Source organism: Ralstonia sp. PBBBR1, from assembly GCF_002256165.1.
Lineage (GTDB): Bacteria > Pseudomonadota > Gammaproteobacteria > Burkholderiales > Burkholderiaceae > Ralstonia > Ralstonia thomasii.
In genome coordinates this window covers 82,290-106,365 of record NZ_NKIL01000013.1, presented here as the reverse complement: position 1 = coordinate 106,365, position 24,076 = coordinate 82,290, and the positions used below count along the sequence as shown (strand labels likewise).

Here is a 24,076-nt window from a genome sequence, read left to right as displayed (position 1 = left end):
AAACGACCGGCTTTTCAGCCGGTCTTTTTTTGGCCTTCAGGCGGCTTGTCGAACATCGGCTGCCTTCCAGATCAGCGCCAACCCCAACAGACTCTGCAGCAGATAGAACACGCTCGATACACCGTGCAGCATGCCGAACTGTGCGCGGTAAGGCGAATCTCCCACCGCCATGCCGAGTGCATCGGCCTGTTCGCGCAGTGAAGCCATGAATGGCTGGAGGCCGAAATAGCCCACCAGCACGCACAGCAGCATCGCCAGCACGAGCCAGCGCAGCCGCCGGTAACCGGCCTCACCGCGGCGCACTAGCGCCGTGGCAGCCAGCAACAGCAAGCACCCGGCCGCCAGGCCGATCCACGCTTCCGCATGAAACAACCGACCGGCAATGGAGCCGGCCAACTGGCGATCTCCCAGCATCGCGAACAGCGTCGGCGCGACGATGTAACCGATGGTCCAGAGCGAACCGCACCATACCGTGGCAAGCAACTGGAAGAAGCGCTGCGGCATGGCGGCTGTCTCGGATCGGGTTAGAGGTACTTGACGGCCAGGACTTCGTACTCGCGCTCGCCGCCCGGGGCGACCACGGTGGCGACGTCGCCTTCCAACTTGCCGATCAACGCACGGGCGATCGGCGAGCTGATCGAGATCTTGCCGATCTCGATATCGGCTTCGTCATCGCCGACGATCTGGTACGTAACAGGCTTGCCCGAATCCAGGTCTTCCAGGTCGATGGTGGCGCCAAAGACCACACGGCCTTCAGCATCGAGCGAAGCCGGATCGATGATCTGTGCAGCCGACAACTTGCTTTCGATTTCCTGGATGCGGCCTTCGATGAAGCCCTGGCGCTCCTTGGCGGCATCATAGTCGGCGTTTTCGGACAGATCGCCCTGGGCACGCGCCTCGGCGATAGCGTTGACGACGGCCGGACGCTCCTTGGTCTTCAGACGTTGGAGTTCGTCTTTCAGCATCTCGGCACCGCGCTTGGTAATCGGAATGGTGCTCATCGTAAGTCTTTCAGAATCACAAAAAAATCAGCCGCTGCGAAGCGGGAGGGCGCGTAGCGCACACCCGCCTGACGGCGGCTGTCGTTGTTTTGACACGGACGCTCTAGTTTAGGCGAACCGTCCGGAGGCGGCAACTGCCCCCTCTCCGGGCGGTCGCCGCGACGCTATGCCGCGTCGCGGGCCCTGACGATGGGCTTACTTACAGGGTCGCGTGCAGGCCCTGCAGGTCATACACATCGAGGTGCTGCATGTGCTTCAGACCTTCCACCGCGGCACGCGCACCGGCGATGGTCGTGTAGTACGTGACACGCTGCGCCAATGCAGCCTGGCGGATCGAGCGCGAGTCAGCGATTGCGGCACGCGTCTCGTCGACGGTCGTGAAGACGAGCGCGATCTCGCTGTTCTTGATCATGTCGACAATGTGCGGACGGCCGTCCTTCACCTTGTTCACCACGCGCACCGGAATGCCCGCAGCTTCAATGGCCGAGGCCGTACCGCGCGTTGCCACGATCGGGTAGCCCAGCGTATGCAGCGCACGGGCCACTTCCACGGCTTGCGGCTTGTCGCTGTCCTTGACCGTCATCAGCACGGTACCCTTCTCGGGCAGGCGCGAACCGGCAGCCAGCTGGCTCTTGAAGAGCGCCTCGCCAAAGGTCTTGCCAACGCCCATCACTTCGCCGGTGGAGCGCATTTCCGGTCCGAGCACCGGGTCGACCCCCGGGAACTTGTTGAACGGGAACACAGCCTCCTTGACGCTGTAGTACGCCGGCACGACTTCCGTCTCGACGCCTTGCGAATCCAGCGACTGGCCAGCCATGCAGCGAGCCGCAACCTTCGCCAGCGGAATACCGGTCGCCTTCGAAACGTACGGCACCGTACGCGAAGCACGCGGGTTCACTTCCAGCACGTAGACGATGTCTTCGCCGCCCTTCTGCTGGATCGCAAACTGCACGTTCATCAGGCCGACCACGTTCAGCGCCTTGGCCATCGCGGCGGTCTGGCGCTTGAGCTCGTCGACGGTCGCCTGCGACAGCGAGTACGGCGGCAGCGAACAAGCCGAGTCGCCCGAGTGCACGCCGGCCTGTTCGATGTGCTCCATCACGCCGCCGATGAACACGCGCTTGCCGTCGGAAAGGCAATCCACGTCGCATTCAATGGCATCGTTCAGGAATCGGTCGAGCAGCACGGGGCTGTCGTTCGACACCTTCACGGCTTCGCGCATGTAGCGCTCGAGGTCGCGCGGCTCGTGCACGATTTCCATCGCGCGGCCACCCAGCACGTACGACGGACGCACCACCAGCGGGTAGCCGATTTCTTCGGCCAGCTTGAGGGCTTCGTCTTCGGCACGCGCGGTGCGGTTGGGCGGCTGGCGCAGTCCCAGCGCGTGCAGCAGCTTCTGGAAGCGCTCACGGTCTTCGGCCGCGTCGATCATGTCCGGCGACGTGCCGATGATGGGCACGCCGTTGGCTTCCAGATCCAGCGCGAGCTTCAGCGGCGTCTGGCCGCCGTATTGCACGATCACGCCGACCGGCTTTTCCTTGTCAACGATTTCGAGCACGTCTTCCAGCGTCACCGGCTCGAAGTACAGGCGGTCGGACGTGTCGTAGTCGGTCGAAACGGTTTCCGGGTTGCAGTTGACCATGATGGTCTCGTACCCGTCTTCGCGCAGCGCCAGCGCGGCGTGCACGCAGCAGTAGTCGAACTCGATACCTTGGCCGATCCGGTTCGGGCCGCCGCCCAGGACCATGATCTTCTTGTTGCTGGTCGGCTCGGCTTCGCACTCGCCGTGCTCGGCTTCGTACGTGGAGTACAGGTATGCCGTGTTTGTCGCGAATTCAGCGGCGCACGTGTCGACACGTTTGTAGACCGGACGTACCTTCTCGGCGATACGCTTCTCGCGCACGGCCTTGGCTGTCGTCTTGGTGAGCTTGGCAAGGCGGCGGTCGGAGAAACCCTTCTGCTTGAGCAGACGCAGCTCGGCAGCCGACAGGCTTTCCAGCGTGCGGGACTTCACCAGTGCTTCCGTCTTGACGATGTCTTCGATCTGCGCCAGGAACCACGGATCAACGGACGTCTCGGCATAAACCTCGTCGATCGACAGGCCCAGGCGGAATGCGTCGCCCAGATACCAGATGCGATCCGGACCGGCTTCGCCGATCTCTTCGATGATCTCGTCGCGGTCGGTGGACTTTTCGTCCAGGCCGTCCACGCCGACTTCCAGGCCACGCAGCGCCTTCTGGAACGACTCCTGGAACGTCCGGCCCATGGCCATCACCTCACCGACCGACTTCATCTGCGTGGTCAGGTGGCTGTCGGCCTGCGGGAATTTCTCGAACGCGAAACGCGGCACCTTGGTGACCACGTAGTCGATCGACGGCTCGAACGACGCCGGCGTCGCGCCGCCGGTGATCTCGTTCTTCAGCTCGTCCAGCGTGTAGCCCACGGCCAGCTTGGCCGCGACCTTGGCGATCGGGAAACCGGTGGCCTTCGACGCCAGCGCCGACGAACGCGACACACGCGGGTTCATCTCGATCACGATCATCCGGCCATCCTGCGGATTGATCGAGAACTGCACGTTCGAGCCGCCGGTATCCACGCCGATCTCGCGCAACACAGCCAGCGAGGCGTTACGCAGGATCTGGTATTCCTTGTCGGTCAGCGTCTGTGCCGGCGCCACGGTGATGGAGTCACCGGTATGGATGCCCATCGGGTCCAGGTTCTCGATCGAGCAGACGATGATGCAGTTGTCGGCCTTGTCGCGCACGACTTCCATCTCGTACTCCTTCCAACCGAGCAGCGATTCTTCGATCAGCAGCTCGTTGGTCGGCGAGAGGTCGAGACCGCGCTTGCAGATCTCTTCGAATTCTTCGCGGTTGTAGGCGATGCCGCCGCCCGTGCCGCCCAGCGTGAACGACGGACGGATCACGATCGGGTAGCCGCTCGTGCCGGTTTCCTTGGCGATCTGCGACTGCACAGCCACGGCTTCGTCCATCGAATGCGCGATGCCCGACTTGGCCGAACCCAGACCGATCTTGGTCATCGCGTCCTTGAACTTCTGGCGGTCTTCCGCCTTGTCGATGGCCTCGGGCGATGCGCCGATCAGCTCGACGTTGTACTTCTTCAGCACGCCGTGGCGATGCAGGTCCAGCGCGCAGTTCAGCGCGGTCTGGCCGCCCATCGTCGGCAGGATCGCGTCGGGGCGTTCCTTGGCGATGATGCGCTCGACGACTTCCCACGTGATCGGCTCGATGTAGGTCACATCGGCCGTGTTGGGGTCGGTCATGATCGTGGCCGGGTTGCTGTTGACCAGGACCACCTTGAAGCCTTCTTCACGGAGCGCCTTGCAAGCCTGCGCGCCGGAGTAATCGAATTCACACGCCTGGCCGATGATGATCGGACCCGCGCCGATGATCAGGATGGTTTTGATATCTGTACGTTTTGGCATAACCCGCTCGATTCGATTAATTCAGTGTGGCCGTCGCCAGCTTGGCGGAAAAGCCGATAAACATGGCGCCGACGCCGCTGCTCATACCGGCAGACAAACGTCGTCGCGCGCGGAACGCCGCGGCCAGCCGCGCGCCCACGAAGATGATGGTGGTCAGGTACAGGAAGCTGCAGATCTGGCAGACCAGCCCAAGCACGACGAACGACACGACCGGCAACGCGTAGTGCGGATCGACGAACTGGATGAAAAACGAGATGAAGAACAGGATCGCCTTCGGGTTCAGCAGACTGATGATCAGCGCCTTCTTGAACGGGTGCGATTCATCGGCCGGAGCCGCGTCTTGTGCGACGGACTCGCCGGCCTTGCGCACACGCCAGTTGCGAACCGCGCCACGCAGCATCTGCAGGCCGATCCACGCCAGATACGCCGCGCCGATGTACTTCACGACGTAGAACAGCGCCGGACTCGCCTTCAACAGCGAAGCCACGCCCGCTGCCGACAACACCATCAGGATGGCATCACCCAGAAACACGCCGCACGCGCCCTGGTAGCCCGCGCGCACACCGCGGCGGGCCGCCACCGACAGCACGTACATCGAATTCGGCCCCGGCAGCAGCACGATGAAAATCGTGCCGAGCAGAAAGGTCCAGAACTCGGTGATGCCGAAGTGGGCGAGCATGAAGGCGTTCATGGCGGATGCGCTCTCGTTGCTTTACTGTTTGGCTGCGTCCATCACCGCGGTGAAGCGGTCAAACAGATACGCGATGTCGTGCGGACCGGGCGACGCTTCCGGGTGGCCCTGGAAGCAGAACGCCGGACGGTCGGTCAGCTCGAAGCCCTGCAGCGTGCCGTCGAACAGCGAGACGTGCGTCACGCGCGCGTTGGCCGGCAGCGATTCCGGGTCCACTGCAAAACCGTGGTTCTGCGAGGTGATGACCACGCGGCCGTCCTGCAGATCCTTGACCGGGTGATTCGCGCCGTGGTGGCCGGTCTTCATCTTGAGCGTCTTGGCACCGACAGCCAGGCCCATGATCTGGTGGCCCAGACAGATGCCGAACGTCGGCAGGCGACGCTCCAGGAACTCCCTGGTGGCGGCGATAGCGTAGTCGCACGGCTCCGGATCGCCGGGGCCGTTGGAAAGGAAGACGCCATCCGGGTTATGCGCCAGCACGTCGGCTGCGCTGGTTTGTGCCGGCACCACCGTCACGCGGCAGCCACGCTCGGCGAGCATGCGCAGGATGTTGAACTTGATGCCGAAGTCATACGCGACCACGTGGTACTTCGGGGCTTCCTGCTTGCCGTAGCCGCGGCCCAGCGCCCATTCGGTTTGAGTCCACTCGTACGGCTGGGTCACGGACACGACTTTCGCCAGATCCATGCCCGACAGGCCCGGGAACGAGCGCGCGAGGTCGATGGCCTTCTGCACGTTGTCTTCGCCGGCGAGAATGCAACCGTTCTGGGCGCCCTTCTCGCGCAGGATTCGGGTCAGCTTGCGCGTATCGATCCCGGCAATGGCGACAACTTTCTCGCCCTTGAGGTAATGCGAGAGCGTGTGCTCCTTGCGGAAGTTCGACGCCAGGATCGGGAGATCCTTGATGATGAGACCGGCGGCATGGACTTTCGTAGCTTCGACATCCTCACGGTTCACGCCAACGTTACCGATATGCGGATACGTGAGCGTGACGATCTGGCGCGAGTAGCTCGGATCGGTAAGGATTTCCTGATAGCCGGTGATTGCGGTGTTGAACACCACTTCGCCGATCGTATGACCGGCCGCACCGATGGAATAGCCACGAAAGACCGTGCCGTCTGCAAGCGCGAGAATGGCGGGCGGGAAAGACGGCAACACGGGTAGCTCCTGCTGGATTCACCCTGTGCCGACCTGATCACCTTGGCGCCGAAGCGGAATTCCGGCTATGCGGAATCCGGGCCGTTTGCGCGCCGAGAGTCGGGGCTGGGACAGAACTCACCAGAAATCACCGAGAAACGAGGCAGACGGGGCGGTAGGCGGGAGGTAGGAAGCGGTTGGCGCTAGGGTGATGGGTTTCTGAACTCAAACCCAACAAGTATACCCGGACACCGCAAAAAACTCAATGAAAGGAAGGACTTAACGGCGCGTGCCGCCCGATTTGTGACGTCCCGCCGTGCCCACGAGTCCGTGATCGAGCTGGCGAGAACGTCACTTTCTCATCATCTAGTCACCTCGCACGGCAGCCTGCACCTGAGCCAGCGCCGTGGGGTCTTCAATGGTCGTCAGATCTCCCGGGTCACGCCCTTCCGCTACGGCCTGCATCGCCCGGCGCAGCAGCTTTCCGGAGCGCGTCTTGGGCAGCGCCCCGACAAAGAACACGCGCGAGGGCCGTGCCACTGCCCCGAGCTGCACCTCGACTGTGCGCATCAACTCACCTTCGAGGGCCAGGCGCCCCGTCGGCTCGGCAATGCGCGAAGCGTCACGCACGATGGCAAACCCCATCGCCACCTGCCCTTTGAGCTGATCGGCCACGCCCACCACCGCCACCTCGGCGATGGCGGGATGCGACGACAGGCTTTCTTCGATCTCGCGGGTGCCCAGACGGTGGCCCGCCACGTTGATGACGTCGTCGGTGCGGCCGAGGATGGTCACGTAGCCCTCCTCGTCACGCACGCCCCAGTCGAAGCTCGAATAGATGTGTCGCCCCGGGAACGCAGACCAGTAGGTCTTCAGAAAGCGGGCATCGTCGCCCCAGACGGTCGTCATGCAGCCCGGCGGCAGCGGCGCGGACACCGCGAGCAGGCCTTTCTCCCCAGGAGCACAAGGTTGCCCGGTGGCCTCATCCAAGATGTCGAGCTTGTACCCGTAGACCGGGAAGCCCGGCGAGCCAAGCTTTTGCTCGGAAGGCTCAACCCCTTGCGGAATGGCCAGCATCGGCCAGCCGGTCTCGGTCTGCCAGTAGTTGTCAACGATGGGCTTGTGCAGTGCCTCGCCGATCCAGCTTGCGGTGGGCTCGTCCAGCGGCTCGCCGGCAAGGAAGAGGCGGCGCAGGCTCGACAGATCATGTCGCTGCAGCAGCGCCGGATCCTGCTTTTTGAGTACGCGAATGGCGGTCGGTGCGGTGAACATCACGTTCACCCGATATTGCTCGACGATGCGCCACCAGACCGCACCGTCGGGACGGATTGGCGTGCCTTCGTACATGACCGTCGTCAGGCCCGCGAGCAGCGGCGCGTAGACGATGTAGCTGTGTCCCACCACCCAGCCCACGTCCGAAGCGGTGAACATCGTGTCGCCGGGCTGCGTACCGAAAATGAGCGGCATCGACGCCGCGAGCGCCACCGCATAGCCGCCGGTATCACGCTGCACGCCTTTTGGTTTGCCGGTGGTGCCGGAGGTGTAGAGGATGTACGAGGGCTCGCTGGATTCCATCCATTCGCACGGCACCTCGGCGTTCGCGTGCTGGGCGGCGAGCGTTGCGTAGTCGACATCGCGCGGGTTGCGCTGCATGGGCGCGAGTTGGCGATTGACGAGCAGCACGCGCTCGGGCTTGTGGGCCGCCAGCGCAATCGCGGCATCGAGCAACGGTTTGTACTCGACCACCTTGCCCGCTCGCGAGCCCGCATCGGCACTGACGATCACGCGCGGCGTAGCGTCGTCGATGCGCGTGGCGAGACTGTTGGACGCGAAACCGCCGAACACCACCGAATGGATCGCGCCGATGCGCGCACAGGCCAGCATCGCAAACGCGGCTTCAGGAATCATCGGCAGGTAAATCAGCACGCGGTCGCCCCGCCTCACGCCCAGGGCCTGCAGGCTCGCCGCCATGCGGTTGACCTCGCGATGGAGCTGGCGATACGTGTACGTGGCCTCCAGACCGGTTTCAGTGGAGACATACACGAGCGCCGCTTGCTCGCCACGCGTGGCGAGATGCCGGTCGACGGCGTTGTGGCACAGGTTGGTGCGTCCGCCCACGAACCACTTGGCGAATGGTAAGCGCGAATCGTCGAGGACGGCAGAATACGGCGCCTGCCATTCGATGCGCTGGGCCTGTTCGCCCCAGAAGCCAGCGGGGTCATCAATGGAGCGCTGATACAGCGCGCGGTACGCGGCGGACATGGGCATGATGTTGTCTCCTGGCCATCGTACGCGATGGCTCAATCTTGGTTGTGCTTGATGCACCTACTTTGCGATCGCCAACTTACGCGGGTCTTACCGCCGCCCCAAAACAAAACGGCGCCCCGCAGGACGCCGTTTCTGTTGCCAGTCTCAGCGCTTCTTGCGCTTGACCGAACTGGATGAAGTTGCCACCGGCTTCGCCTTGACCACCGGCTTGCCGGCCACCTTCGCAGTTGGCACGCGCGTGGTTGCCGCTGTGGCACGCGACGTTGTGGCCGATACGCGCATCACGCGCACATGCCCGCCACGACCGCCACCGCGCGCTTGCGGCAGCATCAGCACAACGCTGTGCCCCTTGGGAATGGCGTCGCCGGGGAGCTGGTTCCACGCACGAATCTGGGCAACCGACACGCCGTAGCGTCGCGACAGACCCGCAACCGTATCGCGCTTGCCTGCGCGCACGACCACCTTTCTCAGATCCGGCATGTCGGGTTCGACCGCCATGGTGGCGTTCTCGGCCAACTCCGGGCTGATGTCGGGAGCGTTTTCCTGGGCGCCGTCGGCACGCGGCACAACCACGGTGGAGCCGGCCTTCAGCCGCATGCCCTTCGGAATGCGGTTGATCTCGCGAATGGTGTCGGGGTCAACCTTCAGCCGGGCCGCCAATGCTTCGACGCGCTCGCGGTTGCCGACCGTCACGGCCGTCCAGCTGGAGAGGCCGCCTCGATAGGTGTTCAGGTTGTACTGGAAAGTTTCCGCGTTGTCGTACGGCAGCAGGATCTGCGGGTTCGACGCGCCCAGGATCACCGGCCGGTTGAACGACGGGTTCAGCGCCTTGAACTCATCCATCGGCAGATTGGCCAGCTTGGCAGCCAGCGTCACATCAATATCGCGTGAAGTCGTGACGGTGACGAAGTACGGATGGTTGGGAATTTCCGGCAGCGTGACGCCGTAGCGCTCCGGGTTGGCGATGATGTTCTTCACCGCCTGGAGCTTGGGCACGTACATGCGCGTCTCGGCGGGCATGTTCAGGTTGACGTAATCGGTCGACAGCCCCGCGGCCTGGTTGCGTGCAATCGCCCGCGCCACCGCGCCTTCACCCCAGTTGTAGGCGGCCAGCGCGAGTTGCCAGTCGCCAAACTGGTCGTGCAGCTTGGAAAGATAGTCGAGCGCGGCGTCGGTCGAGGCAAGCACATCGCGGCGCTCGTCCTGGAAGACGTTCTGCTTGAGGTTGTAGGTTCGGCCAGTGCTCGGGATGAACTGCCACATCCCGGCAGCCTTGGCAGTCGATACTGCCTGCGGGTTGAACGCACTTTCCACGAACGGCAGGAGCGCCAGCTCGGTGGGCATGTTGCGCCGCTCCAGCTCTTCGACGATGTGGTACAGGTAGCGGTTCGAGCGATCCACCATCCGGCGGAAGGCATCCGGGCGCTGCGCATACCAGTCAGTGCGGTCGTCCACAGCCGAGCTTTGCAGGTCGGGCATGGAGAAACCTTGGCGAATGCGCGCCCAGAGATCCTTGGCAGGCCCTTTCAGGGATGCCACGGGCTGCTGATCGACATTGACGACCGGCGCGGGGGCCTGGCCGGTGGCGGTGGAGGCGCTGGTGCTGGCCGTGTCGGCGTTCGGCCCGGGGGCCGTTGCACAGGCCGCAAGGAGCAGACTGAGCACAGTTGCCGCAAGAAGTCGCACGGATCGCATCAAGTTCTATGGGGTTAGGGCTAAAAATTGCCCCAGATAGTAAGAAACGCATCCGACCGCGTCAACCCGCGTTCACCCGGCGTGCCGCTTGCCCAATGCATCACATCTGGCCGCGTTATCGCCGCGCGCCGAGCGTTCTCAACGGAAATCGTTCTTCCACTGGCGCAACGCGGCGAATACTGCAACGGGGTCATCCGCGTCGATACCTGCATGGCGTGCCACGGCCAGCGTCACATTGGCGTCATCCGACCGCATGAAGGGATTGGTCGCCCGCTCGTGTCCAACGGTCGTGGGTACAGTCGAGCGGCCCTCGGCCCGCAACGCCGCTACCTCATCCTCCCAGGCTGCCAAGTCGGCGTTGCCAGGTTCGACTGCACGCGCAAAACGCACATTCGATGCCGTGTATTCATGCGCGCAATAGACACGCGTATCGGGCGCCAGTGCCGCCAGCTTGGCCAGCGACGCGCGCATCTGCGCGGGCGTCCCCTCAAAAAGCCGGCCGCAGCCGGTGGCGAAGAGTGTATCGCCACAAAACAGACTCGCCGATGCGGCATTACCCTGAAGGTGCCCTACATAGGCGACGTGACCGCTGGTATGACCCGGCACATCGATCACCCGGAATGTGGCGGCTGGCTGCGTGAGCGTCACGACGTCGCCTTCGCGCACGGCCTGCGTGCGGCACGGGATCGATTCGTCCGCTGGGCCGATGACCTGCAGCGGCGCACCCTCGGGATTCTCCGGATACGCCGCGAGCAGTTCGCGCACCCCGCCGACGTGATCGCCATGATGATGTGTGATTACAATGGCACCGAGCGCGAGCCCGCGTTCCTTCAAGAAGCGCAGCACCGGTTGCGCGTCGCCCGGGTCGACGACAGCAGCCACACGGCCATCGTGCAGTGCCCAAATATAATTGTCGGTAAACGCAGCGATCGCCTCGACCTCAAGCGCTACACCGCGCGGCACACCACCCTGGACCATGTCCGACTCCTCTAACGATCGTCGCATTATAGATTGGCACCACTGGCTCGCTTCGCCGCCCGGGCAATATGTCCTGCGGTGGGAGCACGCCCAGTTCGATCGCACGGTGGCCGACATGTTCGGCTATCACGCGCTGCAGCTAGGCCATCCTGGCTTTGGGGCGCTGCGCGAGAACCGCATCCCGCTGATTGCCCGCGTGGTGGACGACATCGACCCGACGGCCCCCACCGAAACGCTCGACCCGATGGATGGCGACCCCGCTGAATCCGCCGATGCGGCCGACGGAGAACCCGACACCAGCACGCCACCACGCCAAGCCACGCCCCGCGTGATCTGCCGCTATGACGAACTGCCCTTCGCTTCGCAGAGCATCGACCTCGTCGCCTTGCCCCACGTGCTGGAGTTCACTGACGATCCGCACGAAGTGCTGCGCGAAGTGGCGCGCGTGCTGATGCCCGAGGGGCGCCTGATCATCACCGGCTTCAACCCGCTGAGCCTGTGGGGCATGCGCCAGGGCATGCGGCGCCTGGGCACGGAATCGTTTCTCCCTGCACAGAGCCAGATGATTGCGTTCACGCGTCTGAAAGACTGGCTCAAGCTGCTCGGATTTGATATCGTGCGCGGCCGTTTCGGCTGCTACTGCCCGCCTAATCGCTCGGACAAATGGCTGCAGCGCACCGCCTTCATGGAAAAGGCCGGCGACCGTTGGTGGCCGATCTTCGGTGCGGTTTACATGCTGCAGGCGGTCAAGCGCGTGCGCTCCATGCGACTGGTCGGTCCGGCATGGAAGACGCGCAAATCGCCGGCGCTGGTGCCGGCCGGAACGCCGGTCGCGACGCCTTCGGGATCACATTCGACCAAGGCGCCATCGGCCACGGCGCGTGACGGCAAATCGGGCGCGTGAGCGCGACCCTTCCACTCACTGATCACCCATCGTTTCTCAATGCAGGAAGTCACCGTTTATTCCGATGGCGCGTGCAAGGGCAACCCCGGCCTTGGTGGCTGGGGCACCGTGCTCGTCTCGGGCAGCCACGAAAAAGAACTCTTTGGCGGCGAAACGCTAACCACCAACAACCGCATGGAGCTGATGGCCGTGATCGAAGCATTCCGCGCGCTGAAAAGGCCATGCCGGGTGCAGGTTTATACCGATTCGCAGTACGTCCAGAAAGGCATCAGCGAATGGTTGGCCGGCTGGAAGGCGCGCGGGTGGAAGACGGCCGACAAGAAGCCGGTCAAGAACGACGACCTCTGGCGCACGCTCGACGAACTGGTCGCCGGACATGAGGTGAGCTGGCATTGGGTCAAGGGCCATGCCGGCCACCCCGGCAACGAGCGCGCCGATGCGCTGGCCAACAAAGGCGTCGAGATGGCGCGCCAGGCGAAAGCCTGACGCAGCCGGGCGCACGCTCACCTGCCCGCGCAGCGCTGCGTCGGGATCTGCGGCGCATTCGCGGCGGTGGTCGTGACGTACTGCGGCTTGCCATCCTGCGCATAGATCAGCCGCAGCGGGCCGCGCTTGGAAAGGCCATCGTCGATATCCGCCTGCAGCAGGCCGGTCTGCGCCCATGCATCACCGCCGATGCTGCGCTTGTGCATCATGACGGGGCGATTTGCGCCCGGCTCCCAGTTGGCTTGGCGCTCGGGCACGTAGCGGTTGGGCAACGTGCCATACGCGTAGAGCTGATTCAGCGTGTCGGCCAGGTAGCCCCCGGCTTGATCGTTGAACGTCGGGAGATCCAGCTTGCCGAGTTCGCTGCGGATGCGCTCCGCCTCCGCCATGCACGTTGGCGCGGCATTGTCGGCCGCGCGCGCGTAGGACATGCCGATGGCAATGGCAGCGGCCGCGAGCCATGTCAGCACGCGATACAGGCGGCGCGGACGGGTGGTGGGAATCACGGACATCGGTTCGGTATGCATGCGAGCTTCTCCGTTGAAGTAACGTGGTTGTGCATCAGGACAGGAACAATTTGCGTTCGGCTTGACGACGCTTAGTCAGCCCCTTGAGTGGCTTGCCGCCGGCCTTGTCCCAGAGCAGGAACTGGTTGGCTGCGCCGACGTAGTCCCCGGCGTTGAGCTTGCGCAGCAGCGTCGACGAGCGCAGCCGCCCCGCTCCCAGGTTGAAGACGAAGGACGCCAGCGCGTCGAATTGACCTTGCGTAATCGACACGCGCACGGCCTTGGCAATGCCCTGCTCGGTGTCGGCCAGGTCTTTGCGCAGCAGCGCTTCGGCATGCTGCTGCGAGATCGGCCCGTTGAAGGTCTCGCCAGGCCGGATCAAATGGCCGTAGCCGATGGTCGGCTTACCGACCGCATCCAGATACGTCGACAGACGCAGCCCTTCCGATTCCTTGATCAGCGCGAGGCCTCGCTCGCCGGTGGTGCGTGGGTTGTGCTCAGTGCTCATCGCTCTTCTCCCGCGGCGTGCTGGTTGTGCCGGAGCCATCGGAGGCGGCGGCATTTGACTGCACGGGCCTTGGCACCAGCCGATTTGTGTATTCGTCGATCAGCCGCATGACGGCCTCTGGCGGCTGCAACGCGGTGAACTTCATCTCGATGTCGATGTGCTCGCTGTCGCGGCCGGTGTCACGCTTGGAATGCGGCGCGAGCGAGACGTAGAACCGGCCAACACCGCCGGTGGCAGCGCCGTGCACGGGCAAGGTCTCGGCAATGTCGCTGCGTACGGTCATGTTCACCGTCATTTCATCGAGCGCGAGGCCACGCGGCATCGCCAGCGACACCAGAGGCAGCGCCAGCCGGTGCTGACTGTCGAGCGCAAGTTCGACCTCCCGTGCCACCAGCGTGCCGGTCTCGTCGGCATCGAAAAACTGATCGAGCAGCGCGGTGTACTGCTGCGCAAGCATCTGGTTGGCGGACGCGGCGGCGTGCTGCATGCCACGCGTAATGTCGTCCAGCGTCAGGCCATTCAAGCCCGGATGACCGTGGCTGTTACTGCCGCCACCGCCGCCAGGGGGCGATGAACCCGGAGGCGACGGCGGAGGCGCATCGGACGCTGCCTCGGAAAACGGCGCGGCACCGGAAGACCCAGGTGGCGCCGACGGCGAACTGGTGAGCGGTGCCGACGGTGTGGCGGGCGCTGACGATGCACGGTCATCGTCACGCCCGCGGCGGCTGAAGAGTTTGAACATGGTGTCGGGTCGGTCGGATCGATCAGATCAATGGGCGGCGCGCGGCAGGCGCGCACCGATCAGGACGCCGACCGTGGGGAGGCCGGCCGGCGTCCATCGCCGGGGCGGCTTACGGAGTTGCCGGAGCCGGGGCCGGCGCGTTACCGCCAGCCGGCACCTTTTCGCCGATCATCGTGCCGTCGGTCGGCGTGGCGGGCAGCGGCTTGACGTCGTTCTCCTTGCCCTTGACGACCACCGGCTTGGTTGCCGCGTCAGTCAAGAACTCCATCACGCGCATCAGCGCTTCCGGCGGGTTCTGACGCTTAACCTGGGTGTGGAAGGAGTACTTGGCACGCGTGTCGGTGCTACGCGTCTGCTCGGACTTGTGCGAGGCGCGGCCCGACACCGACACGCTGAACGGGCCCCAGCCGAGCTTGGCCTGGAACGACCCTTCCGCCTCGGTGCTGGACGACGATTTCTCCGACTGCGAAATCTCCAGCTCGAAGTCGATCGTGCCTTCCTCGATGGCGATCACCGGATGCACGACCGCGCACAGCAACGGAATGCGCATCGTCTTCTGGATCGTGCCTTGCGACACCCCCTTCTCGTCGACGATGGTTTCGTCGTAGTCAAATTGCACGGCAACGGCTTTGCCGTTCTGAATACAGACCTGCAGCAGAAAATCCGCATAGGATTTTGCCGCCGAGGTTTGCGCTGCGATCATTGCCTGCAGCGGCGCAGAGATCATCTTGTCGATTGGCAGCGCATTGATAACCGACCCGATAAGTCCGTTGTCCATTTAAAACTCCTCACATTGAATTATTTGGGCGCACAGGTTTGTGTGCCCGAATCCAAAGTAAGCGTTTTTCCTGCGGGGCTCGATGCCTCGAAAGTCCCAGCCAAGGCCACGGAACAGCGGCACAGTACGTATCGACTTGCTGCCCGTGACTTTCGGCACTGAACTTCCGTTTCAATGCAACCGGATCGATCCCGCCCTACAAAACAATCGGTTTCGCCGAAAATAATTAACTGAAGTACGAGGGGTCGATGAATATTCTGGTAATCGATAGCTTGCCGCTTTTTGCGGCAGGTGTGTCTAATGTATTGAATGCACTCGACGCACAGGGTGTGTTTATCGATACGCACTACACGGCGCAAATCGGACCGGCTTGCAGGCAAGCCGAGCCCAGCGCCGTGGTGATGGAATGGAGCGCACAGGACGACGACGCACGGCAGCGCCTGTCGGAGTTGAAAGCGGTGTTGCCGGAAGTGCCTGTGTTGCTGACGGTACAAGCTGTGGGCCGCCACGTGGTCGGCGACGCGCTGCGCTTTGGCGCGGCCGGCGTGGTTGACCGGCAGGCAACGGCCGATGTTCTGCTCGAAGCCCTGCAGCGCATTACCTCGGGCGCGGTCTACTTGCCGCCCATCAGCAATCTCTATCCCGACGATCCGCGCCAGAGCCCGGGAGAAAGCCCAGCCGAACTCTGGCGCCGGCTCACGCCGCGGCAGCATGAGGTGCTGCAACTGCTTGCAGAAGGCAAATCCAACAAGCAGATCTGTCGCGTGCTCAACGTGGCTGAGGGCACGATCAAGAACCATCTGTACGCGCTGTTCCGGCAGATTGGCGTCAACAACCGGACCGAGGCCGCGCTCTGGCTCTCGCGCTGCAAGGCAAGCCTCGTCCGCCTGCAGATGTGTGCGATGTAGCACCGCACGCCACCACTCGCCCGTAGCCTCCGGCAGCCTTGCCGGACGTTACGGGCCAGCGAGGTCGCCACCCATGAAAACACTGAGCCGGTCATTGCATTCACGCAACCACGCCATACACTGGTTGCAAGGCGGCGCACGGTGCATCGCCGTTTTTTCATGGAGGCCGCCCATGGAAAGCATCGAATTCCACACCAGCCCGCCACGCTACTGCGCCGCGGATCTCACCCTCACGTGCACCGCCAGCGTCGACGGCATCCCGGCCTGCTATGCGGTGACGGCTGAAGCGCTCGAAGAGCATTTCGGCGCCCGCTCGTGGCGGCAGGAAGATCTGCTCCAAGCCATGGAATCGCACCGCGGCACCATTGAAGACATGGCGCGCTCACTCTTCAAGCTGAGGGACTCGCACAACATCGTGCTGCGTAGCGGCCATTTCCGCTTCGGCATGTAGCTGCGCCGTGAGCAGCATGGTCGACATCCGCGCCTGCGGTGGATAAGAAGAAAGCCAGCGCGAGGCTGGCCTTGTGGAAACGGACGGGTGCTAGTCAGGCCTGCACTCGTGCTTCATCTCGCGGCGCCCATCTTCGTAGACCACCTCCAGCCGGCACGTGAAGCCCCACAGGCGTACGACGTGGCGCAGCATCTCTTCGTAGTTCGACCCGAGCGGGCGACGGCTGCTCTGCAAGTGGCGCAGCGTCAATGAGCGATCTCCACCCACGTCGACGTTGGTCACCTGGATGTTGGGCTCGATGTTCGACAAGTCATACTGCCCTGCCAACAACTCTCGGATCTTGCGGTAGCCATCCTCGTCGTGGATGGCGGTGACGCGCAGCTTGGCATCGCGGTCGTCATCGAGCACGGAGAACAGCTTCAACTCACGGATCACGCGCGGCGAGAGGAATTGCAAGAGGAAGCTCTCGTCCTTGAAGTTGCGCATGGCGAAGTCGAGCGTCTTCTGCCAATCGCTGCCCGCGATTTCGGGCGCCCAGCGGTAGTCTTCCTCTTCCGGCGATTCACAGATGCGCCGAATGTCCTGGAACATCAGAAAGCCCAGCGTGTACGGGTTCAGGCCGCTGTAATACGGGCTGTTGAATGGCGGCTGATAGATCACGTTGGTGTGGGCCTGCAGCAGCTCGAGCATGAAGGCGTCGTTGACGAGTTTTTCGTCGTACAGCTTGTGCAGGATGGTGTAGTGCCAGAACGTCGCCCAGCCTTCGTTCATCACCTTGGTCTGCCGCTGCGGATAGAAGTACTGCGCGATCTTGCGCACGATGCGCACGATTTCTCGTTGCCATGGCTGCAACTTGGGCGCGTTCTTCTCGATGAAGTACAGCAGGTTCTCTTCCGGTTCCGGCGGGAATTGCGGATCGGGTTCCGGTATGTCGTCGGCCGTTGCGAGCGCGCGAGCGCGGTGCGTCGGCAGCGTGCGCCACAGGTCGTTCACCTGCGCTTCCAGGTATTTCTCGCGCTCCGCCTGGCGCGCCTGCTCTTCGTTGATCGACAGCTTCTTCGGCCGCCGATAACGATCGACCCCGTAGTTCTGCAATGCGTGGCAGGAGTCGAGCAGCAGTTCCACCTCCTGCTCGCCGTAGCGCTGCTCGCATTCGGCCACGTAGTTCTTGGCGAAAAGCAGGTAATCGACGATCGCGTCGGCGTTCGTCCACGTGCGGAACAGGTAATTGCCCTTGAAGAAGGAGTTGTGGCCATAGCAGGCATGTGCGATCGTCAGCGCCTGCATCGGCATCGTGTTCTCCTCCATCAGGTAGGCGATGCAGGGGTTCGAATTGATGACGATCTCGTAAGCCAGCCCCATGAGGCCGCGCTGGTAGCCGCGTTCGGACGCCAGGAAGTGCTTGCCGTATGACCAATGGTTGTAGCCCAGCGGCAAGCCGGACGACGCGTAGGCATCGAGCATCTGCTCGGCGGTAATGATTTCGATCTGGTTCGGATAGGTGTCCAGGCCGAAGTCTGCGGCAATCTGGGCGATGCTTTGGTCGTAGCGCCTGATCAGCTCGAAGGTCCACTCCGAGCCCGTAGATAGATAGGCCATGCTCGTTCCCATTTGTCGATCACTCAGGGTCACAGGTGGCGTGCTCACCATGGCACCCGCTGCCACTGGACGGCGGCAGCGCCCGGCTGGGAGCAACCTGCTGCAGATCAGCGATCAGGCGGCGCGCTTCTGAAACAGCTCGTGCAACACCGGATAGATTTCGTCCGCTTTGAGAATGCGCTGCATCGCGAAGTTCTCGTGCCCAGCCTTCAACGTAAGATACTCCTCCCACAGGTTCTGGGGCTCCGTCGAGACCACCTCAACATAAGCGTAATACTGCGTCAGCGGCAGGATCGTTTCGCGCAGCAGCTTCGCGCAGAGTTCTGAATCGCCCGCCCAGTTGTCACCATCCGAAGCCTGCGCACAATAGATGTTCCATTGGCTTGGCGAATAGCGCTCCTGCATCACTTCCGCCATCAGCTTGAGTGCGCTCGACACAACAGTGCCACCCGACTCGCGTGAGTGGAAGAAGTCCTCTTCGTCCACCTCCTTGGCCACGGTGTGGTGACGGATGAAGACGACGTCGATGCGTTCGTAGTTCCGCTTCAGGAACAGGTAGAGCAGCATGAAGAAGCGCTTGGCCAAGTCCTTGCGCGATTCGTCCATCGAGCCGGACACGTCCATCACGCAAAACATCACCGCCTGCGCCTGCGGGCGCTTGCGCAATACGCGGTTGTTGTAGCGCAGGTCGAGCTTTTCGATGAACGGCACGCGATCCAGGCAGGAGCGCAGATGGCGCATCTCCTTCATCAGCTCTTGCGCGCGCACGCCGTAAGGGCCGTCGTTTTCCAGTTCTTCGTTGTACTCGCGTTCCAACTCGTGCAGACGACGCTGATACGGGCTGGACAACGCGATACGGCGACCGAGCGAGCTGCGCATCGTACGCAGAATCGACAGGTTGGACGGCGTGCCATCGAGCGAGAAACCCGCGCGCACCTTGCGCACCTCCGCGATCTTGGCCAGGCTGCGCTTGGCAAGATCGGGCAACGCCATGTCTTCGAAGAAGAAGTTGAGGAAGTCTTCGCGCGAGAGCGTGAAGATGAAATCGTCTTCGCCCTCGCCCGAGTCGCTGGCTTGCGAACCGGTACCGCCGCTGCCCTGCTGCGGGCGGTCGAAGCTGTCGCCGCGAATGAACTCCTTGTTGCCCGGGTGAACGCCCTCGCGGCGTCCGCCCGAGCCGTGGTGGAACATGGGCTCCGAGATGTCCTTGACGGGAATGGACACCTGCCCGCTCTGCTCGATGTCCATGATCTTGCGGCCCGTCACGGCCTTGGCCACCGCGCGGCGGATCTGGTCTCGGTAACGCTTGATGAAGCGTTGCTTGTTGACGGTGCTCTTGCCGCCACCGTTCTCCCGCCGATCAATGATCGTGCCCATGTAACTGCCCTCGATTGGAAGTTCGCTGGGGTGTCCTTGCCCTCTCCTGACCTCCTTAAGATGATTTCCTGACGCGCAGGTACCACTCCACCAGCAAGCGGACCTGCTTCTGGGTATAGCCCTTCTCCACCATGCGGTTGACGAAGTTTTCGTGCTTCTCCTTGTCGTCATGCGACGACTTGGCATTGAACGAGATCACGGGCAACAGATCCTCCGTGGTCGAGAACATCCGTTTCTCGATCACCGCGCGCAACTTCTCGTAGCTTGTCCAGACCGGGTTCTTGCCTCCGTTCTTGGCCCGCGCACGCAGCACGAAATTGACGATCTCGTTGCGGAAGTCCTTCGGGTTGGAAATGCCCGCGGGTTTTTCCACCTTCTCCAACTCGTCATTCAACGCGCTGCGATCGAGAATTTCGCCCGTGTTCGGATCGCGATATTCCTGATCCTGGATCCAGAGGTCGGCGAACACCACGTAGCGGTCGAAGATGTTTTGCCCGTACTCCGAATACGACTCCAGATACGACGTTTGGATCTCCTTGCCGATGAACTCCACGTACGGCGACGTGAGGTACTCCTTGATGTAGGACATCAGCTTGGATTCTGTCTCCGGCGGGAACTGCTCGCGCTCGATCTGCTGCTCGAGCACGTACAGCAAGTGCACCGGATTGGCCGCCACCTCCGTGCCGTCGAAGTTGAACACCTTCGAGAGCACCTTGAAGGCAAAGCGTGTCGACAAGCCCGTCATGCCCTCGTCGATGCCGGCAAAGTCGCGGTACTCCTGGTACGACTTCGCTTTCGGATCGACGTCCTTCAGGCTCTCGCCGTCATACACGCGCATCTTCGAGAAGATGTTGGAATTCTCGGGCTCCTTGATGCGCGTGAGCACCGCGAACTGCGCCATCATCTTTAGCGTGTTTGGCGCACAGGGCGCAGCGGCCAGCGAGCTGTTACGCAGTAGCTTGTCGTAGATCTTCACTTCATCCGACACGCGCAGGCAGTACGGCACCTTGACGATGTAGATGCGATCCAGGAAGGCCTCGTTGTTGCGGTCGGACTTGAAGCTTTGCCACTCCGCCTCGTTCGAGTGCGCCAGGATGACGCCATCGAACGGGATCGCGCCAAAACCCTCCGTGCCCTTGTAGTTGCCCTCCTGCGTGGCCGTCAGCAGCGGGTGCAAGACCTTGATCGGCGCCTTGAACATTTCGACGAACTCGAGCAAGCCACGGTTGGCCAGGCACAGCCCGCCCGAATACGAATACGCATCCGGATCGTCCTGCGGATAGTCCTCCAGCTTGCGGATGTCGACCTTGCCGACCAGCGACGAAATATCCTGATTGTTTTCGTCGCCCGGCTCGGTCTTGGAGATCGCAATCTGCGACAGCACCGACGGGTGAAGCTTCACCACCCGGAAACGCGTGATATCGCCATTGAACTCGTGCAGCCGCTTGACGGCCCACGGCGAAGCGATCGAGTTCAGGTAGCGCCTCGGGATACCGTAGTCTTCCTCCAGAATCTTGCCGTCTTCCTCGGGCGAGAACAGTCCGAGCGGGGACTCGTGAATCGGCGAGCCCTTCAGGGCGTAGATGGGGATCTGCTCCATCAACGACTTCAACTTCTCGGCGAGCGAGGATTTGCCGCCGCCCGGAGGTCCGAGCAGGTAAAGGATCTGTTTGCGTTCCTCAAGGCCCTGCGCGGCATGTTTGAAGAAGGAGACGATCTGCTCGATCGTGTCCTCCATGCCATAGAACTCCCGGAAGGCCGGGTAGATCTTGATGACCTTGTTGAAGAACAATCGCGACAGCCGAGGATCGTGGTGGGTGTCCACCAGTTCGGGTTGACCGATTGCGGTGAGCATGCGCTCAGCGGCGGTCGCATAGGCGGTCGAGTCTTTCTTACAGATGTCCAGGTACTCCTGGATGCTGTACTCGTCCTCTTTGCGAGCTTCAAAACGCGTTGCGTAGTGGCGGAAAATATCCATATCTCCCCCGTAGATTTCTTCCCTACTCCACACCAACAAGCGAGAGCCAGGCTAGTTCTTGCGTGCGTTGCTGATTCCACTGTAGACGAATCACCGATGATCACAAGAACGGTCGAGCGACTGGAATGGTGCACAACACGTCGCGATTGCGTTAGCGCTCGGCAGCATCAAGTGCTAAACGGACCTTGCTCGATGCATCAGCACACGCACCACGACGATCGGCTACCCCGAGCGCAGCAGAAAGCGTACCCATGCCGCCTTCCCGCGCTCGCAGGTTGGTACGTAACCGATCTGCGCGAGTTCCCGCGCGCACGCTGAATACAGGAGGGGGATATCCCTGCATTTCAGTGCGCCGCCAACTGTGATACCGCCGTACTGCGCATGGCGCGCACCCGCGGCGCTACGTTTGTAGCGGCAGCCTTTCTTGCGGTGACGCAACAACCCAGTGTGCAAAGCACGGGACGATATGCGTTTTATCGCCGGGCAGGCGCCCACAGCTCCTGGAGGAACGACCGAAACAGATCGACCGAAGGTGTCTCTTTTTTACGCCAGAGGAAAGTTTTGCCGGACGCGATGAAGACGCTGTCCGAAAAGCCCGCACGGATGACGCGGACAAAGAAGCGACTTCTCGTCAGTTTGGTGCGTGGTGCAGGGATCGAACCCTGTAACTCAGTCGTGTGAAACGAAAATCAGCCCTTCCTAACGCCGCCTCGCCTAGACGGCGCCTCGATCCTATCTCTCAGTCGCGAGTACCGATCCCGCCACTTTTCCGCCGACGGAAGCGACCGAACACATGGCTCACGACGCATCATTTCTGCCGGAGCACGCCCCCGTAGCCAAATGCGCCGCGCATCGGCCCCCACTGCGCTACGCCATCCCCGAAACGCGCTTGATTTCTTCGGTCACGATTGCAATCAACGCCTCGGTCGCCGTGCTTAACGGCCGCTGAGGATGGCTGACGCAGACCAGATGCCGCACGATGCGCGGCGCAACAATGGTATGCATGCGCAGCCGTCCCTCTTCCACGGCACGCTGCACCACGATGCGCGGCAACACAGTGGCGAAACGCGTAGCTTCAACGAACTGCACGATGGTCCCAAGGATGTCAATTTCGAACTTTGGCGCCAGCGTGACGTCATGCGCCTGCGTGGCAGTATCCAATACCACGCGTAGGCCGTGCGACTTCGTCGGTAACACAAGCTCCAGTCCAGGCAGCTTCGCCATTTCCACCGATTCCGGCAATTCAGGGCCATTTGCGACGCTCGTCACTAGCACCATCTCTTCGTCATGCAGCGACTGCACCTGCAGCGCCAGCCGACCACGTTGGCGATGGACCACCGCTGCATCAAGCTGGCCAGCGGAAACAAGGTTGATCAGTGCCGTGCTGAAGCCATCTGCCACAGACACCTCTACATTCGGATAGCTCGCGTTAAAGCGTGCCAGGGCTCCGACCAGCACGCTCTCCGTCTCGGAAGCCACCATGCCGATCGTGATGCGGCCGGCCATATGCTCCTCGCGCTGCATCATCTGCTGCCGGGCACTCGCGAGATCGCGCACGATCGGCAGAAACAGTCGGTGCATCATCCGGCCAGCGGCAGTTGGCGCCATACCGTGCGGGATGCGTTCAAAAAGCTTCTGTCCGAACTCATCCTCGAGCTTGGCTATCTGCATGCTCAGGGCCGGCTGCACGATATTCAACCGCTTGGCTGCCCGCGTGACAGAGCCTTCTTCGAAAAGCGCGATGAAGTACTGAATTTGCTTGAGATCCATATTCGGATGGGTATGAACGGTACCGTGTGGCGGCATCAATCTTTGCGGTCCCTGCGACGATGGTCATGGCACCCCATGCCATCAATTATGAGACACAGCGGTTCCATCCCCGTCGGCGCCCGTGCTGGAAGTGCGCGAAAGCAGGTATCAGAATAAATTATTTTGTTGATCACAAAATAGTATTAGAACTTATATCTTGCTCTCACTAATCTGCGATGCACGTTACGCGGTCGCGCCGATCCTCCGGCGCAATCCCGACGCGTACAACGGAGTCGCAAATGAAGAGATTCGATGCTGGCGAGACGACCGGCACGGCGCAGGAGACACAGCAGACAACGGGGCAGCCCTACGTCGGCCGCCCGATGCAGCGCGTCGAAGATGCAGCCATCCTTACGGGCCGCGGTCGCTATGCCGACGACCTCGGCGTAAAACCCGGCACCCTCCACGCCGCCATACTTCGCTCGCCACACGCGCACGCCGAACTCGGTCTGATTGACTTCGCCGCCGCGCTGAAGGCGCCGGGGGTTCGCGCGGTGCTGACCGGGGCCGACCTGCCAGCCTGGTCCAAGCCCTTCGTGGTGGGCGTCAAAGCGCCGATGGAGCAATGGACACTGGCAATGGACCGCGTGCGATACGTCGGTGAGCCAGTCGCCGTGGTCGTGGCTGAGAGCCGTGCCTTGGCCGAGGACGCACTCGACCTTGTGCGGGTGGATTCCGCCATTTTTTCTTGGGCCCATCCCATGAATGCCGGGAGCGGCTGAGGCTCTGGAGCCCGTGAAGGGACAAGCGGAATCGGTCCACTCCGAGGTCGCGGGAATCCGCGTCGATACGGGATTGCCAGGACGCGTCGAATC

At 62.5% G+C, this 24,076-nt stretch carries 20 protein-coding genes and 1 pseudogene; 5 read left to right on the top strand and 16 right to left on the bottom strand.

What is annotated here, in order from left to right:
* Window positions 1–36 precede the first annotated feature (36 nt).
* The 8 genes from CFE42_RS20820 to gloB form a co-directional block, all read right to left on the bottom strand.
* Window positions 37–504, bottom strand: a complete 468-nt coding sequence (locus tag CFE42_RS20820; protein ID WP_004634262.1) for a DUF4149 domain-containing protein — start codon at window positions 502–504, stop codon at window positions 37–39.
* 20 nt (window positions 505–524) lie between these two features.
* The gene (gene greA, locus CFE42_RS20815; RefSeq protein WP_004634264.1) at window positions 525–1,001 is read right to left on the bottom strand and encodes a transcription elongation factor GreA; all 477 of its coding nucleotides are present in this window, start codon (window positions 999–1,001) and stop codon (window positions 525–527) included.
* A 199-nt stretch (window positions 1,002–1,200) separates the two neighbouring features.
* Window positions 1,201–4,446, bottom strand: coding sequence for a carbamoyl-phosphate synthase large subunit (gene carB, locus CFE42_RS20810; protein WP_004634266.1), 3,246 nt, complete (start codon window positions 4,444–4,446; stop codon window positions 1,201–1,203).
* A 16-nt stretch (window positions 4,447–4,462) separates the two neighbouring features.
* Window positions 4,463–5,137, bottom strand: coding sequence for a leucine efflux protein LeuE (leuE, locus tag CFE42_RS20805; protein ID WP_004634267.1), 675 nt, complete (start codon window positions 5,135–5,137; stop codon window positions 4,463–4,465).
* A gap of 21 nt (window positions 5,138–5,158) precedes the next feature.
* The gene (gene carA / locus CFE42_RS20800) at window positions 5,159–6,295 is read right to left on the bottom strand and encodes a glutamine-hydrolyzing carbamoyl-phosphate synthase small subunit (RefSeq protein ID WP_004634270.1); all 1,137 of its coding nucleotides are present in this window, start codon (window positions 6,293–6,295) and stop codon (window positions 5,159–5,161) included.
* 345 nt (window positions 6,296–6,640) lie between these two features.
* Window positions 6,641–8,542 (bottom strand): propionate--CoA ligase, encoded by a 1,902-nt coding sequence (prpE, locus tag CFE42_RS20795; protein ID WP_004634272.1) that lies wholly within the window; start codon window positions 8,540–8,542, stop codon window positions 6,641–6,643.
* A gap of 144 nt (window positions 8,543–8,686) precedes the next feature.
* Complete coding sequence (locus tag CFE42_RS20790) at window positions 8,687–10,237, bottom strand: transglycosylase SLT domain-containing protein (RefSeq protein ID WP_004634273.1); 1,551 nt, start codon at window positions 10,235–10,237, stop codon at window positions 8,687–8,689.
* 138 nt (window positions 10,238–10,375) lie between these two features.
* Window positions 10,376–11,215 (bottom strand): hydroxyacylglutathione hydrolase, encoded by an 840-nt coding sequence (gene gloB / locus CFE42_RS20785; protein WP_004634275.1) that lies wholly within the window; start codon window positions 11,213–11,215, stop codon window positions 10,376–10,378.
* Between gloB and CFE42_RS20780 the strand changes: the two genes are divergently transcribed.
* Window positions 11,214–12,119 (top strand): class I SAM-dependent methyltransferase, encoded by a 906-nt coding sequence (locus CFE42_RS20780; protein ID WP_193747942.1) that lies wholly within the window; start codon window positions 11,214–11,216, stop codon window positions 12,117–12,119. The genes gloB and CFE42_RS20780 overlap by 2 nt on opposite strands.
* A 39-nt stretch (window positions 12,120–12,158) precedes the next feature.
* Window positions 12,159–12,605 carry a ribonuclease HI gene (gene rnhA, locus CFE42_RS20775; protein ID WP_004634278.1) on the top strand — a complete coding sequence of 149 codons (447 nt, stop codon included), beginning with the start codon at window positions 12,159–12,161 and terminating at the stop codon, window positions 12,603–12,605.
* A 17-nt stretch (window positions 12,606–12,622) separates the two neighbouring features.
* On the opposite strand, the gene CFE42_RS20770 is transcribed toward rnhA, so the two are convergent.
* From CFE42_RS20770 to CFE42_RS20755, 4 genes are all read right to left on the bottom strand, one after another.
* Window positions 12,623–13,132 (bottom strand): hypothetical protein, encoded by a 510-nt coding sequence (locus tag CFE42_RS20770; RefSeq protein ID WP_004634279.1) that lies wholly within the window; start codon window positions 13,130–13,132, stop codon window positions 12,623–12,625.
* Window positions 13,133–13,166: 34 nt separating this feature from the next.
* Window positions 13,167–13,619: a lysozyme gene (locus CFE42_RS20765; protein ID WP_004634281.1), complete on the bottom strand. Its 453-nt coding sequence runs from the start codon at window positions 13,617–13,619 to the stop codon at window positions 13,167–13,169.
* A complete protein-coding gene (locus tag CFE42_RS20760) occupies window positions 13,609–14,361 on the bottom strand; it encodes a DUF2589 domain-containing protein (RefSeq protein WP_004634283.1) in 753 nt (250 codons plus the stop codon). The genes CFE42_RS20765 and CFE42_RS20760 overlap by 11 nt, the downstream gene beginning before the upstream one ends.
* Before the next feature lie 109 nt (window positions 14,362–14,470).
* Window positions 14,471–15,139: a DUF2589 domain-containing protein gene (locus tag CFE42_RS20755; RefSeq protein WP_004634285.1), complete on the bottom strand. Its 669-nt coding sequence runs from the start codon at window positions 15,137–15,139 to the stop codon at window positions 14,471–14,473.
* 248 nt (window positions 15,140–15,387) lie between these two features.
* Here CFE42_RS20755 and CFE42_RS20750 point away from each other — a divergent pair, with 248 nt between their 5' ends.
* Together CFE42_RS20750 and CFE42_RS20745 are read left to right on the top strand one after the other, a co-directional pair.
* A complete protein-coding gene (locus tag CFE42_RS20750) occupies window positions 15,388–16,047 on the top strand; it encodes a response regulator transcription factor (protein WP_004634286.1) in 660 nt (219 codons plus the stop codon).
* 172 nt (window positions 16,048–16,219) lie between these two features.
* Window positions 16,220–16,498: a DUF1488 domain-containing protein gene (locus CFE42_RS20745; protein WP_004634289.1), complete on the top strand. Its 279-nt coding sequence runs from the start codon at window positions 16,220–16,222 to the stop codon at window positions 16,496–16,498.
* Window positions 16,499–16,588: 90 nt separating this feature from the next.
* Here the strand turns inward: CFE42_RS20745 and CFE42_RS20740 are convergent, their stop codons facing one another.
* The 4 genes from CFE42_RS20740 to CFE42_RS20725 form a co-directional block, all read right to left on the bottom strand.
* Window positions 16,589–18,097 (bottom strand): SpoVR family protein, encoded by a 1,509-nt coding sequence (locus CFE42_RS20740; protein WP_004634291.1) that lies wholly within the window; start codon window positions 18,095–18,097, stop codon window positions 16,589–16,591.
* 114 nt (window positions 18,098–18,211) lie between these two features.
* Window positions 18,212–19,474, bottom strand: a complete 1,263-nt coding sequence (locus CFE42_RS20735) for a YeaH/YhbH family protein (RefSeq protein WP_004634292.1) — start codon at window positions 19,472–19,474, stop codon at window positions 18,212–18,214.
* Window positions 19,475–19,529: 55 nt separating this feature from the next.
* Complete coding sequence (locus CFE42_RS20730) at window positions 19,530–21,452, bottom strand: PrkA family serine protein kinase (RefSeq protein ID WP_004634293.1); 1,923 nt, start codon at window positions 21,450–21,452, stop codon at window positions 19,530–19,532.
* 867 nt (window positions 21,453–22,319) lie between these two features.
* A complete protein-coding gene (locus CFE42_RS20725; protein ID WP_004634294.1) occupies window positions 22,320–23,222 on the bottom strand; it encodes a LysR family transcriptional regulator in 903 nt (300 codons plus the stop codon).
* A 278-nt stretch (window positions 23,223–23,500) separates the two neighbouring features.
* Between CFE42_RS20725 and CFE42_RS20720 the strand changes: the two are divergent.
* Window positions 23,501–23,935: pseudogene (locus CFE42_RS20720) on the top strand (xanthine dehydrogenase family protein molybdopterin-binding subunit); the annotation flags it as partial.
* Window positions 23,936–24,076: the final 141 nt, after the last annotated feature.

Coding starts and splice junctions, on each gene's coding strand:
- CFE42_RS20780 (WP_193747942.1), top strand. CDS start 11,214: ATGTCCGACTCCTCTAACGATCGTCGCATTATAGATTGGCACCACTGG.
- CFE42_RS20745 (WP_004634289.1), top strand. CDS start 16,220: ATGGAAAGCATCGAATTCCACACCAGCCCGCCACGCTACTGCGCCGCG.
- prpE (WP_004634272.1), bottom strand. CDS start 8,542: ATGCCCATGTCCGCCGCGTACCGCGCGCTGTATCAGCGCTCCATTGAT.
- CFE42_RS20740 (WP_004634291.1), bottom strand. CDS start 18,097: ATGGCCTATCTATCTACGGGCTCGGAGTGGACCTTCGAGCTGATCAGG.
- CFE42_RS20750 (WP_004634286.1), top strand. CDS start 15,388: ATGAATATTCTGGTAATCGATAGCTTGCCGCTTTTTGCGGCAGGTGTG.
- CFE42_RS20770 (WP_004634279.1), bottom strand. CDS start 13,132: ATGCATACCGAACCGATGTCCGTGATTCCCACCACCCGTCCGCGCCGC.
- CFE42_RS20755 (WP_004634285.1), bottom strand. CDS start 15,139: ATGGACAACGGACTTATCGGGTCGGTTATCAATGCGCTGCCAATCGAC.
- greA (WP_004634264.1), bottom strand. CDS start 1,001: ATGAGCACCATTCCGATTACCAAGCGCGGTGCCGAGATGCTGAAAGAC.
- CFE42_RS20820 (WP_004634262.1), bottom strand. CDS start 504: ATGCCGCAGCGCTTCTTCCAGTTGCTTGCCACGGTATGGTGCGGTTCG.
- CFE42_RS20790 (WP_004634273.1), bottom strand. CDS start 10,237: ATGCGATCCGTGCGACTTCTTGCGGCAACTGTGCTCAGTCTGCTCCTT.
- rnhA (WP_004634278.1), top strand. CDS start 12,159: ATGCAGGAAGTCACCGTTTATTCCGATGGCGCGTGCAAGGGCAACCCC.
- leuE (WP_004634267.1), bottom strand. CDS start 5,137: ATGAACGCCTTCATGCTCGCCCACTTCGGCATCACCGAGTTCTGGACC.
- CFE42_RS20765 (WP_004634281.1), bottom strand. CDS start 13,619: ATGAGCACTGAGCACAACCCACGCACCACCGGCGAGCGAGGCCTCGCG.
- CFE42_RS20725 (WP_004634294.1), bottom strand. CDS start 23,222: ATGGATCTCAAGCAAATTCAGTACTTCATCGCGCTTTTCGAAGAAGGC.
- CFE42_RS20760 (WP_004634283.1), bottom strand. CDS start 14,361: ATGTTCAAACTCTTCAGCCGCCGCGGGCGTGACGATGACCGTGCATCG.
- gloB (WP_004634275.1), bottom strand. CDS start 11,215: ATGGTCCAGGGTGGTGTGCCGCGCGGTGTAGCGCTTGAGGTCGAGGCG.
- CFE42_RS20735 (WP_004634292.1), bottom strand. CDS start 19,474: ATGGGCACGATCATTGATCGGCGGGAGAACGGTGGCGGCAAGAGCACC.
- carB (WP_004634266.1), bottom strand. CDS start 4,446: ATGCCAAAACGTACAGATATCAAAACCATCCTGATCATCGGCGCGGGT.
- CFE42_RS20730 (WP_004634293.1), bottom strand. CDS start 21,452: ATGGATATTTTCCGCCACTACGCAACGCGTTTTGAAGCTCGCAAAGAG.